The sequence below is a fragment of the Erwinia sp. AK-PDG3-5 genome (assembly GCF_056821705.1).
This window is the reverse complement of record NZ_CM165967.1, coordinates 4611049-4629848: the sequence shown is the minus strand read 5'-3', so window position 1 is coordinate 4629848 and position 18800 is coordinate 4611049. Positions and strand designations below refer to the sequence as shown.

Below are 18800 nucleotides of genomic sequence, written 5' to 3'. Positions count from 1 at the left end.
ATGCAACCGTCGGGAAGGGATTTCAGGCAATAAAAAAGGAGGCCGAAGCCTCCTGATGTGTCGATTTTCGCCGGGCGATTACAGAATAAAGCGGCTCAAATCTTCGTCTGCGACCAGCTCGTCCAGATGCTTACCGACATACTCGGCATCAATGGTGAACGACTGACCATTCAGGTCGCTGGCGTCATAGGAGATATCTTCCATCAGACGTTCCAGCACCGTATGCAGACGGCGCGCGCCGATGTTCTCGGCGGTTTCATTCACCTGCCACGCAGCGGCGGCAATCTTGCTGATGCCGTCTTCGGTGAAGTGAATATCCACGCCTTCGGTTTTCATCAGCGCCTTGTACTGCACGGTCACGGAGGCACTCGGCTCGGTCAGAATGCGCTCGAAATCATGGGTGGTCAGTGCCTGCAGCTCAACGCGGATTGGCAGACGACCCTGCAGTTCCGGGATCAGGTCTGACGGGCTGGCAACCTGGAACGCACCCGACGCGATAAACAGAATGTGGTCTGTTTTCACCATGCCGTGCTTGGTTGACACGGTGCAGCCTTCTACCAGTGGCAACAGGTCGCGCTGTACGCCTTCGCGGGAAACGTCCGGGCCGGAGCTTTCGCCACGCTTACAAACTTTGTCGATTTCATCGATAAAGACGATACCGTGCTGCTCAACCGCGTCGATCGCTTCCTGCTTCAGCTCTTCCGGATTGACCAGTTTGGCGGCTTCTTCTTCAATCAGCAGCTTCATCGCTTCCTGAATTTTCAGCTTACGCGGCTTCTGCTTCTGGTTACCGAGGTTCTGGAACATCGACTGCAGCTGATTGGTCATCTCTTCCATGCCCGGAGGCGACATGATTTCAACGCCCATCGATGAAGAGGCCAGATCGATCTCAATCTCTTTGTCGTTCAACTGGCCTTCACGCAGTTTTTTGCGGAAAGACTGACGGGCTGCAGACGGTGCGGCTTCCGCTTCAGACTGGCCCCAGTTGTTCTTGGCCGGTGGGATCAGCACGTCCAGAATGCGTTCTTCCGCCATCTCTTCAGCGCGGTAACGATTTTTTTCAATCGCCTGAGAACGCACCATCTTCAGGGCAGAATCGGTCAGGTCGCGGATGATGGAATCCACTTCTTTACCGACATAACCCACTTCGGTGAATTTGGTCGCTTCGACTTTGATAAACGGCGCGTTGGCGAGTTTTGCCAGGCGGCGGGCAATTTCTGTTTTACCCACACCGGTCGGGCCGATCATCAGAATGTTTTTTGGCGTCACTTCGTGGCGCAGCTCTTCGTCGAGCTGCATACGACGCCAGCGGTTACGCAAGGCGATCGCCACGGCGCGCTTGGCATTATCCTGGCCAATGATAAATCTGTTCAGTTCGCTGACGATCTCGCGCGGAGTCATTTCGGACATAGTTGGGATCCTTACGCTTTAGACGGTAATGCTTCGATGGTGAGGTTGTGGTTGGTATAGATGCAGATGTCGCCTGCAATACCCAGCGCTTTTTCAACGATGTCACGTGCGCCGATTTCAGTGTTTTCCAACAGCGCACGGGCAGCAGCCTGCGCGTAAGGACCACCAGAACCAATGGCAATTAAATCGTTTTCCGGCTGAATGACGTCGCCATTACCGGTAATAATCAGGGAGGCATTTTCATCGGCTACCGCCAGCAGCGCTTCAAGCTTGCGCAGCATACGGTCGGTACGCCAGTCTTTCGCTAACTCAACGGCCGCTTTCACCAGGTGGCCCTGATGCATTTCCAGCTTACGTTCGAAGAGTTCAAATAGCGTAAAGGCATCTGCGGTCCCACCAGCAAAACCGGCAATGACTTTGTCGTTATAGAGACGACGCACTTTTTTGACGTTGCCTTTCATTACGGTGTTGCCGAGGGTAGCCTGGCCATCACCGCCAATTACTACCTGGCCGTTGCGTCGTACACTTACAATTGTTGTCACGGGCAGACCCCTTGTTGCAGTCAGAAGATGTCCCCGCAGTTCACCTGCGGGGCATTGATGCAACCAGATATGGGGCGGCTTTAAGGGGTTTCAACCCCCGGAGGCGAGAGGAATACAATTTGAATGGCCAGATCCGCGCAGACGTTTCAGCGTGCTGTCAGCCGAAGAACGGCTGTTGTACGGGCCGATCACTACGCGATTCCAGCCACCGCCGGTCGTGATTCGGCTTTCAAATCCTTCGAAGGCCAGCTGTGCACGAATCGACTCTGCCTGGTCGGTCCCTTTGAACGAACCACACTGCACCATCCAGTGCTGAGACTTCTCGGCCTCTTTCGGTTTGCTCTCCGTTTTCGGCTGCTGAGCGGTTTGTGCCGGTGCCTGCGCTGGCGCAGCCTGCTGCGGCTTAACCGGTTCACGCACTGCCGGCGTTGCCCGGGTTACCGGCGCAACGGGTGCCTGACGAGGCGCCTGCTGCTGTTGCTGCTGCGGCATCCGTGACTGCTGCTGTAACTGGCTCTGCTGCTGTTGACGCTGCAACGTTTGCTGACGCTGTGCCGGGGTTTGTTCGTTCCACGGTACTTCATTCAGCTGCGTTGGCTGTTGGCGCATATCAGACTGCATCTGCTCCAGCAGCTGGCGCTGTTCGTCGGTGAGCTGGGTCTTGGATTGCACTTCGCCACCTGATGACGGTTCAACAGGTGAGGGAACGGTAATCTGACGGTTTTCCAGCTCTTTGATATAACGCCAGCGCTCTTCCGGTTTAGGCGGAAGGCCGTTACCCACGGCTTTGTGCGCGGGGATTTCCGGCGTCTCTTCTTTTTTATGATGGGCAATAAACCACAGTCCGCCGACGAACGTCACCAGCACGGCAACGGCAAGCACAACCATAATTTTTGAAACTCCTGAACCACCACCACTGCGCTTTTTAGTGCGACTGTTGGTCTTCTTGCGACGCGTCCCTGTCGAACGCCCGCGGCCTACGTAATCTTTTTGTGCCACTAATCGTTCCGCTAATATTCAATGAAAGGTGAGGCCGGACCAAAGCTGACGCGCCCGGCTATCAGCCCGTCATGTTACTTAAGGGCCGGAAGTTTGACCAGCGGGGATCCCTGTAAGAATCCACTGAATCTTGTTTTTGCGTCCATGCAGGCGGAAATAGTCAGCTTTTCAGACTTTTTCCCGCAGGGAGGGTGCGGTACTGCCGCGAATTTTCAGTTCAAAGTCTAACAGGCGGGAACCGCTGTTAACGGTTTTACCCTGCAGCTGTTCGAGTAACAGCAGCATCGCTTCCCGACCGATATTAAACCTCGGCTGGGCAACCGTAGTCAGTTGCGGGTCACTGTAACGGGACAGTTCGATGTCATCGAAGCCAATCAGCGATAAATCCTGAGGCACGCGTAATCCCATGATTTTGGCCTGAGACATCGCGCCTAGCGCCATGATGTCACTGTGGCAAAACAGCGCGTCCGGCGGCTTTGGCAGCGTCATCAAATGTTTCATCGCCCGCGAACCGGCATCGAAAGTAAAGTCACCGCGCACAATGTAGTGCGGATCGACCGCCAGGCCATTACGGCGTAACGCCTGGATGTAGCCCTGCAGACGATACTGGCACAGCGGCATATCCTGCGGCCCGGCAATACAGGCAATGCGACTGTGGCCGAGTTTTAGCAAATGATTAACCGCTTCGAAGGCCGCGGTCAGGTTATCGATATGCACGGTCGGCAGCTCAAGCTCAGGCGCAAATTCATTGGCCATCACCATCGGCGGAAGATTGCGCTGCTCTTCTATCCCGGTGTCGAAAGGCACCTGTGATCCCAACAGCACCATGCCATCAATTTGACGGGTCATCACCAGGTTGAGAAAGGATTTTTCCTGCTTGTTCTGATGAGCGCAGTCGCCGATCAGGACCAGATAACCCTGATCGGCCGCGACCACTTCAATGCCGCGGATCATCTCACTGAAGAAGGGATCGCAGATGTCAGGCACGATCACCAGGATCGTGCGGGATTCGCTGCGTTTGGCACTGCGGGCCATCGCGTGAGGGGAGTAACCAACGGCAAGCACCGCTTTTTCGACTTTTTTGCGCGTGGCAGCAGAGACCTTTTCCGGGTTCATCAGGGCGCGCGAAACGGTCGCCGTTGACACGCCTGCTTCTTCAGCCACGTCCTTCATGGTCGCGCCTGTTGTCTCTTGATTGTGCTCCAACGCTTTTCTCCTCACGCCAGCCTGAGCTGACCTGACACTTGGGGACGGTTCTAATTATACGTAGCCACGAGAGGTCTTCTTGTAGGCCAGACACTCATGTTTATCAGATGCGGCGACAGGCTGTTACTTAATTTGCATAAAAATTGTGACTTGTGCGACTTTTTTCGACGTTACTCGCACCCGTAAGACGATTTAGCCTTCTGTAGGATCCACATCCAGCGTCCATTTCACTTTTCGCGCCTGCGGCAAGGTGCCAATCAGCGGCAATGAATTTTTAATTAACCGCTGTAATACGGCGCGTGACGGATGCTGTAACAGCAACTGCCAACGGAAGCGGCCACCGCGCTTAGGTTGCAGTGCCGGAACCGGCCCCATCACCCAAAACGCCTCATCTTTCAACGGGCTGGCTTCCAGCAAATTACGCAGCTGCTGTAAGAACAGCGCAGACTGCTGATTATCATGATCTTCGGAGCGGAACAGCGCATGGCTGGTAAACGGCGGCAGGAACACGGTTTTGCGCTCGACCAGCGCCTGTTGGGCAAAGGCATCGTAGCCCTGATGCAGCAAGGTTTGCAGCAGCGGGTGCTCAGGATGGTGCGTCTGCAGCATCACTTCTCCTTGCTTACCCGCACGGCCTGCGCGTCCGGCCACCTGAGTGTAAAGCTGGGCGAAGCGCTCGGCTGAACGGAAGTCGGCGGAAAACAGCGCGCCATCCACATCCAGCAACGACACCAGCGTCACATCCGGGAAGTGGTGACCTTTGGCCAGCATCTGCGTGCCGACCAGAATGCGCGCGCCGCCCCGATGCACATCCGCCAGATGCTGTTCCAGCGCCCCTTTGCGGCTGGTGGTATCACGATCGATACGCGACAGCGGAACGTCAGGGAACTGCTCGCTGAGATTGTGTTCAAGCTGCTCGGTTCCCAGCCCGACCGGCACCAGGTTGGTCGATCCGCACTGCGGGCACTGATGGGGCACCGGACGCTGGCTGTCGCAATGGTGGCAGCGCAGCTGGCGATGATGCTGGTGCAGCGTGTAGTAGCGATCGCAACGCTGACACTCGGCAATCCAGCCGCATTCATGGCACAGCATAGCGGGAGAGAAACCGCGACGGTTCAGGAACAACAGCACCTGATTGTCCGCTTTAAGGTGCTGACTGATTTTTTTGATCAGCATCGGCGACAGTCCGCCCTGTAATTTCACCCCTTTCAGGTCGATCAGCTGTTGCGTCGCCTGACGGGCGTTACCGGCACGTTTGCTGAGATTCAGCTGGCGGTATTTGCCCATCTGCACGTTGTGCAGCGTTTCCAGCGCGGGCGTTGCGGTGCCCATCACAATCGGAATATCTTCCTGTCGTGCGCGGAACACGGCCAGATCGCGAGCCTGATAACGCCAGCCTTCCTGCTGCTTATAAGAGCTGTCGTGCTCTTCATCAATAATGATCACCCCAAGCCGTGCGAAGGGCGTGAACAGCGCGGAACGCGTGCCGATAACAATCGCCGTTTCACCCTGACGGGCGCGCAGCCAGACGGCCAGGCGTTCGCCGTCGTTCAGGGCGGAGTGCAGCACATCGACCGGTGCGTTAAATCTTTCCCGAAAGCGGGCGATGGTTTGCGGCGTCAGCCCAATTTCAGGCACCAGTACCAGCGCCTGACCGCCGTTCGCCAGCACATTCTCCAGCACGCTCAGATAGACTTCGGTTTTGCCGGAACCGGTGATCCCGGCCAGCAGCCAGGCGGCAAAATGATCGTCTTCGCTGCGGATCGCGCCCACGGCGGTGGCCTGTTCGGTATTCAACCTTAATCGCTCACCTTTCACCGCATAGTCGGTGCGCCAGTCCTGCTGAGCCCGTGGCTGCGCGCGCAGATCGCACAAGCCTTTCGCCCGCAGCGCCTGCAGCGTGGCGTCGGTAATATCGTGCTGGCTGACTTCATGGCGATAGAGCGGGCGCTGACGCAGGGCGGCGAGCGCCTGCTGCTGCTTCGGTGCGCGCTTCAGGCTTTCCGGCGCCGTTTCTTTCCCTGATTCGCTGAGGAACCATTGATAGATCGGCGCTTCCTGCGCGGGTTTACCCTGTCGCAGCAGCACCGGCATGGCGTGAAACAGCACTTCGCCCAGCGGATAGTGATAATAATCGGCGGCCCACAGCAGAATGCGCCACAGCGACGGCGGGTAGAGTGACGCCTCGTCCAACACTTCATGCACGGCCTTAAGCTGATCCAGCGGGAAATCGCTGGTTTCAGACGTGCCGACCACTACGCCAATCGCCTTGCGCTTGCCAAAAGGCACGCTGACGCGCGCGCCGGCTACCGGTAACGGCAGATGAGCGGGTAACGCATAGTCAAAATTGCGGGCAAGCGGGACGGGTAGCGCGACCTGAACAACGGGCATGAAATCATCCGGATGAAATTATGAGCGAGATAGTGTACACTGTGTCTTCCGTAATGTGCGGATTCGATTGCAGCAGACGTTACCTTTCTGTATAGTTTGCCGCCGTTGATACGGCATTATTGGTATCAAAACACCTGTTATTATTAATCCGCGTGTGGTGCCGGTGCAGGAATAATCCTGGCACGGGAGAGCGACACGGCCTTAACTGAGGTTTCCCATGAAAAAAGGTATTCACCCTAATTACGCTGAAGTTACTGCTAAATGTTCTTGCGGTAACGAAATCAAAACCCGCTCAACCGTGGGTCACGACCTGAACCTGGACGTGTGTGGTAACTGCCACCCGTTCTACACCGGTAAGCAGCGTGACGTTGCTAGCGGTGGTCGTGTTGACCGCTTCAACAAGCGTTTCACTATGCCTGGCAGCAGCAAGTAAGTTGCCTGAAAGAAACGGTTTCCGTTTCGCAAGTGATGAAAACCCAGCTACGGCTGGGTTTTTTTATGCCTGTCATTCCGCTCAGGGCTGACGGTTAAACGCCTGTAGCCACGCAATAAAACAGCGCAGCGGCGTTGAGGTGTATTTCCTGCATGGATAGTACAGCCAGAAGCTTTCAGGCGGGGCGGCAAAATCCGCCAGCACTTCTACCAGTTCACCGTTATCCAGCCGGTTTTGCACCAGATCTTTAAATACGAAGGCGAATCCAGCCCCTGCGCTCGCCGCGTCTGCCAGCACAAAATCATTGTCCAGCGTCAGGCTGCCCTGCAAGGCAACCGCCAGTGGCTTACCTGCGTCACTAAATTCCCATTTGTAATTCATCCCGCTGGGAAAACGCCGCTGAATACAGGGGAAGTTGATTAACTCCTGAGGATGCTCAGGGACGCCATGCAGTGCGATAAAGGCCGGGCTGGCGATCACCGATCCCCGCAGTTTTCTGCCAAAAGGGATCGCCACCATATCCTGCGGGATGGCCTCGCCAAAACGAACGCCGGCATCAAATCCCCCTTCGACAATGTTCACCAGACTGTCGTTGGTGGTGACCTCCAGCGCGATATCGGGATACTGCTGGCGAAAGGGCAGCAGCAATGACTGCAGGTACAGGGCTTCGGCGCTGCGCGGCATATTCAGCCGCAGCGTGCCGCGCGGATCGACCCGCCAGTGATTCAGTTCATCCACCGCTAGCGACAGATCCAGCATCGCCGGTTCAATGCGCAGTAAAAATGCTTTCCCGGCTTCAGTGAGTGAAACGCTGCGCGTGGTGCGATTCAGCAAGCGAACGCCGATGCGCTGTTCCAGATTAGTCATGGTGTGACTGAGCGTCGAGGGCGTGACGTTTCGCTCCTTCGCCGCTTTGCCAAAGTTAAGATGGCGGGCGATGGCGGTGAAAATCTCTAATTCCTGCAGCGTGGCGCGTGTTTTCATATTCGTGATTATTTTTCACTAATCTGCTTAAAAGGCATCAATTGTTGAATAAATCTGAGCAAAGTATAACGGTTCTGTCGCCAATTACCGGAGAAGAAAATGAAGCGCAGAACATTAGGCAGTCAGGGTTTTGAGGTCTCGGCCATCGGCCTCGGCTGCATGGGGATGACTTTCGCTTACGGTCACAACGATCGCCAGCAGGCGATCAACACCCTCCACCGTGCGTTCGATCTGGGGGTGGATTTTCTCGATACGGCCGAAGTTTACGGGCCTTTCAATAACGAGGAACTGCTGGCAGAGGCCCTGAAGGGGTATCAGGGACGGATTAAGGTCGCAACGAAATTCGGCTTTAACATCACTGACCAGGGGGAGGGGTGGGAACGGATTAAAGGCGTTAACAGCCAACCGGCGAATATCCGCGCCGTGGCGGAAGCGTCGTTAAAAAGGCTCAACGTTGAGACGCTGGACCTGTTTTATCAGCACCGTCCCGATCCTGCGGTGCCGATTGAAGCGGTGATGGGCACGCTGGCAGATCTGGTGCGCGAAGGTAAAATCCAGCATATCGGCCTGTCCGAAGTCTCCAGCGAGACGTTGAGAAGAGCGCAGGCTGTTTATCCGGTCACCGCCTTACAGAGCGAATACTCGTTGTGGAGCCGGGATGTTGAACAGGGCGTTTTGGCCACCTGTCAGCAGCTGAACATCGGTTTCGTACCGTACAGTCCGCTTGGACGCGGCTTCCTGACCGGCAAGTTGCCCGATCCTGACACGCTTGATGCCTTCGACTATCGCAGAACGCTGCCGCGTTTCCAGCCCGATGCCCTGGCGCAAAACAAGAAGCTGCTCGCCCAGTTGGCGGAGATGGCATCAGGTTATGGCGCGACGTCCGCCCAGATCGCGCTGGCCTGGGTGCTGGCGAAAGGGCAGAACATCGTACCAATCCCTGGCGCAAGTAAAATCGCCAACCTGGAAGATAACTGCAAAGCCACCGAGATTGCGCTGGCGACTGGCGATGTCAGCCATCTTGACCGCTTATTCAGCGATGGCAATATCGCGGGAGAACGTTATAACGCCGGTGAATTTGGGCTGGTTGAGCGTGATTGAATGCCGTAAAGGCGATCCCCTCAGGCGGTGAACCGATAAATCACGGGCAAAAAAAATCCGCGAATGCTATCCATTCACGGATTTTTTTATGCCTTGAGGCGGGCCTAGTATTCCCAGGTATCGGGATCGACGCCCATCTCACGCATGATCGCTTTGGCTTCTTCCGGGATCTCATCGCTGCGTTCTTTACGCAGATCAACATCATCTGGCAAAGGCTGGCCGGTGAAAGCATGCAGAAACGCTTCGCAAAGCAGTTCGCTGTTAGTGGCATGACGCAAGTTATTAACCTGACGGCGTGTCCGCTCATCGGTCAAAATTTTCAATACTTTCAACGGAATGGATACCGTGATTTTTTTAACCTGTTCGCTTTTCTTGCCGTGCTCAGCGTACGGGCTGATATATTCGCCGTTCCATTCAGCCATGGGTTACCTTAGTCATCATTAAATTGAAATTACCCTTATTTCCCGGCATGCCTGCCTGTGAGCGTTGGGTATATACCGAAATTCGGCTAATTATGCCCGAAGTTAGTGACCATCACACTGCATTGGCTCAACTTTCTGTCGGCTATAGCGTCATAATCTTAACGGTTATTGTCGGTTTGCTCAATCTATACGCAAAGACATTTAGATGTCCAGATGTATTGACGTCCATCTTTGCGCTGTTATGCTAGGGCTCTTCTTTATTATCCAGTCAGGAATATTTGCACCATGACGCGTAAACAGGCAACCATCGCAGTACGCAGCGGTTTGAATGATGACGAGCAATATGGCTGCGTTGTCCCGCCGATCCACCTTTCCAGCACCTATAACTTTACCGATTTCAATGAGCCTCGCGCCCATGACTACTCTCGCCGTGGCAACCCGACGCGCGATGTGGTTCAGCGTGCGCTGGCCGAGCTGGAAGGCGGTGCCGGTGCGGTGATGACCAATACCGGGATGTCAGCCATTAACCTGGTGTGCACGGTATTCCTGAAGCCTGGCGATCTGCTGGTGGCCCCGCACGACTGCTACGGCGGCAGCTATCGCCTGTTCGACAGCCTGAGCAAGCGCGGTGCGTACCGCGTGAAGTTTGTCGATCAGGGCGATGAAGCGGCGCTGAACGCGGCTCTGTCCGAAAAGCCGAAGCTGGTGCTGATCGAAAGCCCAAGCAATCCGCTGCTGCGCGTGGTGGATATCGCCGCCATCTGCAAAGCGTCTGCGGAAGCCGGTGCCATTACCGTGGTGGACAATACCTTCCTCAGCCCGGCCTTGCAGAACCCGCTGGCGCTCGGCGCTGACGTGGTGCTGCACTCGTGCACCAAATACCTGAACGGCCACTCTGATGTGGTAGCGGGCGCGGTGATCGCGAAAGACCCGGCGCTGGTGACCGAACTGGCGTGGTGGGCAAACAATATCGGCGCCACCGGCAGCGCGTTCGACAGCTATCTGCTGCTGCGCGGCATGCGCACGCTGGCACCACGTATGGCGGCGGCACAACGCAATGCGTTAGCCATCGTTGATTACCTGAAGCAACAACCGCTGGTCAAAAAGTTGTATCATCCTTCCCTGCCGGAAAACGCGGGCCACCAGTTTGCCGTTCGTCAGCAAAAAGGCTTTGGCGCGATGCTCAGTTTCGAGCTGGATGGCGATGAGCAGACCTTACGCCGTTTCCTGAAAGCGCTGGAACTGTTCACGCTGGCAGAGTCGCTGGGTGGCGTGGAGAGCCTGATTTCTCACACCGCAACCATGACCCACGCAGGCATGTCGGCCGAAGCCCGTGCCGCCGCAGGTATTTCTGAGACGCTGTTGCGCGTGTCAGTTGGAATTGAAGACCACGAAGATTTAATCGCCGATCTGGATAATGCATTCCGGATAGCGGCCGAGAGGTAAGTATGAGTCAGTCAGCAGTGGCAGCAGGTACGCGTCAGTTGCATAAATTTGGTGGAAGCAGTCTTGCGGACGCCAAATGTTACCTGCGTGTGGCGGGGATCATGGCGGAATACAGCCATCCCGGCGATATCATGGTGGTCTCCGCTGCGGGGAGCACGACCAACCAGTTGATCAGCTGGCTGAAGTTAAGCCAGAGCGATCGGTTATCGGCTCACCAGGTGCAGCAGGCGCTGCGTCGCTATCAGAGCGAGCTGATTGCCAGCTTGCTGCCACCTGCTCAGGCAGACGGCATGATTGCCGAGTTTATTCACGATCTGGAAAAACTCGCTGCGCTGCTGGACGGCAACATCACTGATGCAGTCTATGCCGAAGTGGTGGGACACGGCGAAATCTGGTCCGCCAGGCTGATGGCTGCGGTGCTGACACTGAAAGATATCGCGTCCAGCTGGCTGGACGCGCGTGAATTCCTCTGTGCTGAGCGTGCTGCGCAGCCGGAAGTGGACGAAGGGAAATCCTGGCCGCTGCTACAGCAGTTGATGATCCAGCATCCCAACCGTCGTCTGGTGGTCACCGGCTTTATCTGCCGCAATGAAGCGGGTGAAACGGTGCTGCTCGGTCGCAACGGCAGTGACTATTCAGCCACGCAAATTGGTGCGCTGGCGGGCGTGTCCCGCGTCACCATCTGGAGCGACGTGGCGGGCGTCTACAGTGCCGATCCGCGCAAGGTGAAGGATGCCTGCCTGTTGCCACTGCTTCGTCTGGATGAAGCCAGTGAGCTTGCGCGCCTTGCCGCGCCGGTTCTGCACACCCGTACTTTGCAACCCGTCTCCGGCAGTGATATCGATCTGCAACTGCGTTGCAGCTATCAGCCTGAGCAGGGTTCAACCCGCATTGAGCGCGTGCTGGCTTCCGGGACGGGCGCAAGGATTGTCACCAGCCATGATGACGTCTGTCTGATTGAGTTCCATGTGCCTTCGCAGCACGACTTTGCCTCTCAGCATAAAGAGATCGATCACCTGTTGAAGCGCGCACAGCTGCGTCCGCTGGCCACCGGTGTCCATCCCGACCGCAATCTTATTCAGCTTTGCTACACCTCTGAAGTGGTCAGCAGCGCGCTGGATCTGCTTCAGGATGCGGGCATCCCTGGCCGCATTCAGCTGCGTGAAGGCATGGCGCTGGTGGCGATGGTCGGTGCGGGCGTCTGCCGTAACCCGCTGCACAGCCACCGCTTCTGGCAGCAGTTGAAAGATCAGCCGGTAGAATTTATCTGGCAGTCTGAAGACGGAATCAGTCTGGTCGCGGTGTTGCGTGTTGGCCCGACCGAAAGCCTGATCAGAGGTCTGCACCACTCGCTGTTCCGTGCGGAAAAGCGTATAGGCCTGGTGCTGTTTGGCAAAGGCAATATCGGTTCCCGCTGGCTGGAGTTGTTCGGACGTGAGCAGGAAATCCTTTCTGCCCGCACCGGCTTCGAATTCCTGCTGGCTGGCGTGGTGGACAGCTGCCGCAGCCTGCTGAACTATGACGGACTGGACGCCTCCCGCGCGATGGCTTTCTTCGAAGATGAAGCGGTCGAGCAGGATGAAGAGTCGCTGTTCCTGTGGATGCGTGCCCACCCGTATGATGATTTGGTGGTGCTGGATGTCACCGCCAGCGAAACGCTGGCCGATCAGTATCTGGATTTCGCCAGCTACGGCTTCCATGTGGTTAGCGCCAATAAAGTGGCGGGCGCGTCAACGACCGATCGTTATCGCCAGATCCGCGATGCGTTCGCCAAGACCGGCAGCCAGTGGTTGTACAACGCCACCGTCGGCGCGGGCTTACCGGTGAACCATACGGTGCGCGATCTGCGTGAAAGCGGCGACAGCATTCTGTCACTCAGCGGCATTTTCTCCGGCACGCTCTCGTGGCTGTTCTTACAGTATGACGGCACGGTGCCTTTTACCGAGCTGGTGGATCAAGCCTGGCAGCAGGGGCTGACCGAGCCCGATCCGCGAGTGGATCTCTCCGGTCAGGACGTGATGCGTAAGCTGGTGATCCTGGCGCGCGAAGCGGGTTATGACATCGAACCGGATCAGGTTCGCGTTGAATCGCTGGTGCCGGACAGCTGTAAGGGCGAGTCGGTCGATCACTTCTTCGAAAATGGTGAGGCGTTGAACGACCAGATGCAGCAGCGTTTTGAAGCCGCTCAGGAAATGGGGCTGTTGCTGCGTTACGTGGCGCGCTTCGATGCCAATGGCAAAGCGCGCGTGGGCGTGGAAGCGGTGCGCAGCGAGCATCCGCTGGCTTCGCTGCTGCCGTGCGATAACGTCTTCGCGATTGAAAGCCGTTGGTATCGTGATAATCCGCTGGTTATCCGTGGGCCGGGTGCTGGCCGTGATGTGACCGCCGGTGCCATTCAGTCTGACCTGAACCGTCTGGCACAACTGCTGTAATCCTGTCTTCGGGGCCGGTATCCGCTGGCCCCTGATTTTCCTCAAAATTTTCCTGCCATCATGAAGTCTGTTCAACTTTAGTGAGAATTTGTCACGCATGTTGACCAACTATCTGTTGACTGAATAAGCGATTTCGTTCATTTTGAATGTCTGGACGTCTAAACGTATGGATGTTCGGTGAGGGGTTTTTATTCTATTGCAGCGATCGATGAGGTAAGCAGGTATGAGTTTTTTCCACGCCAATCAGCGCGACGCGCTGAACCAGAATCTGGCCGAACTGAACGGGCAAATTAACGTCTCTTTTGAATTTTTCCCGCCGCGTACCAGTGAAATGGAACAAACTCTGTGGAACTCTATCGATCGTCTTAGCAGCCTGAAACCTAAATTTGTGTCGGTGACCTACGGCGCCAACTCCGGCGAACGTGACCGTACCCACAGCATTATCAAAGGCATTAAGGATCGCACCGGGCTGGAAGCGGCACCGCATCTGACCTGTGTGGATGCCACTCGCGACGAGCTGCGCACCATCGCCCAGGATTACTGGAACAACGGTATTCGCCATATCGTGGCGTTGCGGGGTGACCTGCCACCGGGCAGCGGTAAGCCGGAAATGTACGGTGCCGATCTGGTCGGCCTGCTGAAAGACGTTGGGGATTTTGATATCTCTGTTGCCGCCTATCCGGAAGTCCATCCGGAAGCGAAAAGCGCGCAGGCTGACCTGATCAACCTTAAGCGTAAGGTCGATGCCGGTGCCAACCGTGCCATCACCCAGTTCTTCTTCGACGTGGAAAGCTATCTGCGTTTCCGCGATCGCTGCGTGACCGCCGGTATTGATGTGGAAATCGTCCCGGGCATTCTGCCGGTTTCAAACTTTAAGCAGCTGCAGCGTTTTGCCACCATGACTAACGTGCGCGTGCCGGGCTGGATGACCAGCATGTTTGAAGGGCTGGACGACGATCCTGAAACGCGCAAAATGGTTGGCGCCAACGTCGCCATGGATATGGTGAAGATCCTCAGCCGTGAAGGGGTGAAGGATTTCCATTTCTACACCTTGAATCGCGCAGAGCTGAGCTACGCTATCTGCCACACGCTGGGCGTTCGCCCGCGCGGTGACGTCGTCTGAAACGGATGCAATAAAGAAAAAAAGACGCCCGTGGGCGTCTTTTTTTATGGGCGTTGCCCGCTGCAGAAATTGCGGGAGGCCTGAGCCTCCCGACTGCGGCTTAGCCGGTGTTACGCATGCCGGCAGCCACGCCAGCAATGGTGACCATCAGCGCTTGCTCTACGTGCGGATCGACCGGTTCGCCTTTCGCTTCCTGCTGACGTGAACGGTGGAGCAGTTCTGCCTGCAGAACGTTGAGCGGATCGGTGTAGACGTTACGCAAGGCAATCGATTCGGCAATCCATGGCTGATCGGCCATCAGGTGCGCATCGTTGGCGATAGTCAGGATGGCTTTGATGTCTGAGTCCAGCTGATCGCGCAGCTGTTTGCCCAGCGGCCACAACGACGGTTCGACCAGGCGCTGATCGTAATATTCGGCCAGCCACAGGTCAGCTTTCGAAAACACCATCTCCAGCATGCCGACGCGGGTTGAGAAGAACGGCCAGTCGCGACACATGGTTTCCAGCTCATCCTGATTACCGGCTTCCATCGCTTTTTGCAGCGCGGCACCGGCACCCAGCCAGGCGGGCAGCATCAGGCGGTTCTGCGTCCAGGCAAAGATCCACGGAATCGCACGCAACGACTCAACGCCACCGCTTGCACGGCGTTTGGCTGGACGGGAACCCAGAGGCAACTTGCCCAGCTCCTGCTCCGGCGTTGCCGAGCGGAAGTAAGGCACGAAATCTTTGTTTTCACGCACGTAGCCACGATACATCTCGCAAGAGTCCGCAGACAGTTGGTCCATAATGCGGCACCACGCTTTCTTTGGCTCCGGCGGCGGCAACAGGTTGGCTTCCAGAATGGCACCGGTATACAGCGACAGGCTGCTGATAGTGACTTCTGGCAGACCGTATTTAAAGCGGATCATCTCGCCCTGTTCGGTCACGCGCAGGCCACCTTTCAGGCTGCCCGGAGGCTGGGACAGCAATGCCGCATGGGCAGGTGCGCCGCCACGGCCGATAGAGCCACCGCGTCCATGGAACAACGTCAGGGCGATGCCGGCTTTCTCACAGGTTTTGATTAATGCATCCTGCGCTTCGTACTGCGCCCAGCTTGCGGCCATCACGCCGGCATCTTTCGCCGAGTCAGAGTAGCCAATCATTACCATCTGCTTGCCCTGAATGATGCCGCGATACCAGTCGATGTTGAGCAGCTGGCTCATCACGTCATTGGCATTGTTCAGGTCATCCAGCGTTTCAAACAGCGGTGCTACCGGCATGGTGAACGGGATACCGGCTTCTTTCAGCAGCAAATGTACCGCCAGCACGTCGGACGGCACTTTGGCCATCGAGATAACGTAAGCGGCAATCGAACCTTTCGGCACTTCAGCGGCGACGCGGCAGGTTTCAAGCACCTCACGCGTATCGGCACTTGGCTCCCAGTTGCGCGGTAGCAGCGGACGTTTTGAATTCAGTTCCCGGATCAGGAACGCCTGTTTGTCGGCTTCTGACCAGCTTTCATAATCGCCCAGACCGAGGAAGCGGGTGATTTCGGCAATGGCTTCAGTGTGGCGGGTGCTTTCCTGACGGATATCAATGCGCACCAAAGGCACGCCGAAGCACTTCACGCGGCGCAGCGTATCCAGCAGCTGGCCATTGGCAATGATGCCCATGCCGCAGGCCTGCAGGGACTGATAACAGGTGTACAGCGGATCCCACAACTGGTCGTTGGAGATCAACAGGTCAGCCGGGCGCGGCAGACGTTCGCCCTTCAGACGACGTTCCAGGTAGGCCTGGGTGCTCATCAGCTGACCACGCAGGTTTTTCATTATCTCGCGGTAAGGTTCCAGTGCTTCCGGGTTACCACACAGCTCACGCACTTCTGGCGTACATTCAGACATCGACAGCTCTGACACCAGCACGGCGATATCACGCAGGAACAGGTCGGTCGCTTTCCAGCGGCTGAGCTGCAGCACATGGCGGGTGATATCGGCGGTGACGTTCGGGTTGCCGTCGCGGTCGCCGCCCATCCACGAAGTGAACTTGATCGGCACGAAATCCACCGGCAGCTTGACGCCGAACGAGGCTTCAACCTGCTCATTCAGTTCGCGCAGGAAGTTAGGCACGCCTTCCCACAGGCTGTTTTCGACCACGGCGAAGCCCCATTTGGCTTCATCAACCGGGGAAGGGCGGTATTTACGGATTTCATCGGTATGCCAGGCCTGAGCAACCAGCTGGCGCAGGCGGCGCATAATCTGCGATCGGTCGTAATCAGAAAGATCGTTATGATCGAGCTGCTTCAGGCAGCTGTTCACTTCAACCAGTTTGTGGATCAAGGTGCGACGGGTGATCTCCGTCGGGTGGGCAGTCAGCACCAGTTCCAGTGACAGTGATTCGATGGCTCCACGGATCGAGGTTTCGGTCAGATGAGGTTGCTGCTTCAGGCGATCAAACACTTTGGTCAGCATTTCCGGGTGATTGGCCCCTTCACCCTTCGGGGAAATCGTATGGTACTGCTCGGCAACGTTAGTCAGATTCAAAAACTGGCTGAAGGCGCGTGCAACAGGCAGCAGCTCATCATTCGACAGGTTTTGCAGCGTTGACAGCAATTCTTTACGGTGGGCGTCATTTCCCGCACGTGATGACTTCGAGAGTTTGCGGATGGTTTCTACCCGCTCCAGGATGTTCTCTCCAAGTGCATCCTTAATCGTATCCCCGAGCAGTTTGCCGAGCATACTGACATTACTTCGCATTGCGGAATATTGTTCGTTCATATGACCCCTGACACCCTTCTTGTTTTTGTCACTTTATTTCACCGTTGCCGGCATAACTTTGCCTTTTATCTAGCCACGTTCGTTACCATTCGTCAAATGACTTAAATCTGGCGGCTACAGCGGCTAAATGTCGGTAATTTATGAAATTTAATTACAGGCAAGTGAGATAAGTTATTCTTATCATGAAAGACGGAACAAATCAGGGGCAACACGCTGTTTCAGCAGTGAATTGCCCCAAATGTGATTTAGTGATGGCAAAAATGCTGCACAACCTGAGCGATCAATTCGCGGGTGGGTTTAATAAATGCGGTGTCGATATATTCGTCCGGCTGGTGCGCCTGATCGATCGATCCCGGGCCCAAAACCAGCGTTGGGCACAGCGTCTGAATGAACGGCGCTTCGGTACAGTAGTTCACCACTTCGGTTTCGGTTCCCAGTAATTTTTCCACTACCTGCACCAGCTGATGGTTGCGCGGACATTCGTAGCCCGGGATGGGTGGATGCAATTCGCCAATCGTCACCCGGCCTGGCCAGCGTTCACTCACCGGGGCTAGCGCATCATTCAGCAAACCTTCCAGATCCTGCAGTGACAGGCCCGGCAACGGACGAATATCCATATACATCTCGCAGCAGGCACAAATACGGTTTGGCGCATCGCCGCCGTTGATATAGCCAAAGTTCATGGTCGGATACGGGATGGCAAAGCCATCGTGGTGATAGCGCTCTTTCAGCGTATTACGCAGGCCCATCAGGTGAGTAATAGACTCATGCATCAGCTCAATCGCATTGACGCCACGCGCCGGATCGCTTGAGTGACCCGACTGGCCCTGAATGCGGATCGACTGAGATAAATGACCCTTATGAGCACGCACCGGTTTCAGTGAGGTGGGCTCACCAATAATCGCGCAGTCCGGGCGGATGGTGGTGTTTTCAGAGAAATACTGCGCACCGGCCATGGTGGTTTCTTCATCGGCGGTGGCGAGGATGTAGAGCGGCTTTTCCAGTTTGGTCACGTCAACATCACGCAGCGTATCTAAAATAAAGGCAAAGAAGCCTTTCATGTCGGCGGTGCCCAGACCGTACAGCTTGTTGTCATGCTCGGTCAGGGTGAACGGATCGCGCGTCCAGCGGCCATCGTCGAACGGAACGGTATCGGTATGACCGGCGAGCAGCAGGCCGCCCGCGCCGTTTCCGGTTCTGGCCAGCATATTGAATTTGTGGCGCGTGCCGGGCACCGGTTGCACTTCAACGCTGAAGCCAAGGTCACGGAACCAGCCTGCCAGCAAATTGATTAAAGTTTCATTACTCTGATCGATGGCAATATCGGTTGCGCTGATCGACGGTGTGGCAATCAACTCACGGTATAACTCGATAAAAGGGGGTAATTTTGTCTTCACTGTTGCCATTCCTTGAGTTAGGATAGTGTCATATTCATGCATTAATAGTGAATAAAAATACATTAACGGCGTGCGGATGGAAACCACAAATTACTCCATCGTCCAGCGCCGCTTGCGTGGGAAGACAGCGAAAATTCGCTGCAGCCCGGAAATTTGAGACCA

General features: G+C 56.1%; 14 protein-coding genes. 5 read left to right on the top strand and 9 right to left on the bottom strand.

All coding sequences use genetic code 11. The annotated features are described in order from the left end of the window. Positions 1 to 78: 78 nt before the first annotated feature. The 5 genes from hslU to priA all read right to left on the bottom strand — a co-directional run bounded on the left by hslU (position 79) and on the right by priA (position 6548). Complete coding sequence (gene hslU / locus AC1UKS_RS21605) at positions 79 to 1410, bottom strand: HslU--HslV peptidase ATPase subunit (RefSeq protein ID WP_013200193.1); 1332 nt, start codon at positions 1408 to 1410, stop codon at positions 79 to 81. Positions 1411 to 1421: 11 nt separating this feature from the next. Beyond that, positions 1422 to 1952: an ATP-dependent protease subunit HslV gene (gene hslV / locus AC1UKS_RS21600; RefSeq protein WP_013200194.1), complete on the bottom strand. Its 531-nt coding sequence runs from the start codon at positions 1950 to 1952 to the stop codon at positions 1422 to 1424. 90 nt (positions 1953 to 2042) lie between these two features. Further along, positions 2043 to 2951: a cell division protein FtsN gene (gene ftsN, locus AC1UKS_RS21595; protein WP_482435173.1), complete on the bottom strand. Its 909-nt coding sequence runs from the start codon at positions 2949 to 2951 to the stop codon at positions 2043 to 2045. A gap of 168 nt (positions 2952 to 3119) precedes the next feature. Further along, positions 3120 to 4124: a DNA-binding transcriptional regulator CytR gene (gene cytR / locus AC1UKS_RS21590; RefSeq protein ID WP_482435172.1), complete on the bottom strand. Its 1005-nt coding sequence runs from the start codon at positions 4122 to 4124 to the stop codon at positions 3120 to 3122. Positions 4125 to 4349: 225 nt separating this feature from the next. Further along, positions 4350 to 6548, bottom strand: a complete 2199-nt coding sequence (gene priA, locus AC1UKS_RS21585) for a primosomal protein N' (RefSeq protein WP_265909355.1) — start codon at positions 6546 to 6548, stop codon at positions 4350 to 4352. A 217-nt stretch (positions 6549 to 6765) separates the two neighbouring features. Here priA and rpmE point away from each other — a divergent pair, with 217 nt between their 5' ends. Then, the gene (gene rpmE, locus AC1UKS_RS21580) at positions 6766 to 6981 is read left to right on the top strand and encodes a 50S ribosomal protein L31 (protein ID WP_013200198.1); all 216 of its coding nucleotides are present in this window, start codon (positions 6766 to 6768) and stop codon (positions 6979 to 6981) included. A gap of 81 nt (positions 6982 to 7062) precedes the next feature. On the opposite strand, the gene AC1UKS_RS21575 is transcribed toward rpmE, so the two are convergent. Further along, positions 7063 to 7965, bottom strand: a complete 903-nt coding sequence (locus AC1UKS_RS21575) for a LysR family transcriptional regulator (protein ID WP_482435171.1) — start codon at positions 7963 to 7965, stop codon at positions 7063 to 7065. A 99-nt stretch (positions 7966 to 8064) separates the two neighbouring features. On the opposite strand from AC1UKS_RS21575, the gene AC1UKS_RS21570 reads away from it, so the two are divergent. Then, a complete protein-coding gene (locus AC1UKS_RS21570) occupies positions 8065 to 9066 on the top strand; it encodes an aldo/keto reductase (protein WP_482435170.1) in 1002 nt (333 codons plus the stop codon). 104 nt (positions 9067 to 9170) lie between these two features. Here AC1UKS_RS21570 and metJ read toward each other — a convergent pair whose 3' ends face one another. Beyond that, entirely contained in the window at positions 9171 to 9488 is a 318-nt protein-coding gene (gene metJ, locus AC1UKS_RS21565) for a met regulon transcriptional regulator MetJ (RefSeq protein ID WP_013200201.1), read from the bottom strand. Positions 9489 to 9773: 285 nt separating this feature from the next. On the opposite strand from metJ, the gene metB reads away from it, so the two are divergent. The 3 genes from metB to metF all read left to right on the top strand — a co-directional run bounded on the left by metB (position 9774) and on the right by metF (position 14489). Further along, positions 9774 to 10934 carry a cystathionine gamma-synthase gene (gene metB, locus AC1UKS_RS21560; RefSeq protein ID WP_265909353.1) on the top strand — a complete coding sequence of 387 codons (1161 nt, stop codon included), beginning with the start codon at positions 9774 to 9776 and terminating at the stop codon, positions 10932 to 10934. 2 nt (positions 10935 to 10936) lie between these two features. Further along, positions 10937 to 13366 carry a bifunctional aspartate kinase/homoserine dehydrogenase II gene (locus tag AC1UKS_RS21555; RefSeq protein WP_482435169.1) on the top strand — a complete coding sequence of 810 codons (2430 nt, stop codon included), beginning with the start codon at positions 10937 to 10939 and terminating at the stop codon, positions 13364 to 13366. 223 nt (positions 13367 to 13589) lie between these two features. Continuing rightward, positions 13590 to 14489 (top strand): methylenetetrahydrofolate reductase, encoded by a 900-nt coding sequence (gene metF / locus AC1UKS_RS21550; RefSeq protein ID WP_482435168.1) that lies wholly within the window; start codon positions 13590 to 13592, stop codon positions 14487 to 14489. A 100-nt stretch (positions 14490 to 14589) separates the two neighbouring features. On the opposite strand, the gene ppc is transcribed toward metF, so the two are convergent. Beyond that, positions 14590 to 17241, bottom strand: coding sequence for a phosphoenolpyruvate carboxylase (ppc, locus tag AC1UKS_RS21545; protein WP_482435167.1), 2652 nt, complete (start codon positions 17239 to 17241; stop codon positions 14590 to 14592). A 245-nt stretch (positions 17242 to 17486) separates the two neighbouring features. Further along, a complete protein-coding gene (argE, locus tag AC1UKS_RS21540) occupies positions 17487 to 18638 on the bottom strand; it encodes an acetylornithine deacetylase (RefSeq protein WP_053145335.1) in 1152 nt (383 codons plus the stop codon). Positions 18639 to 18800 lie beyond the last annotated feature (162 nt).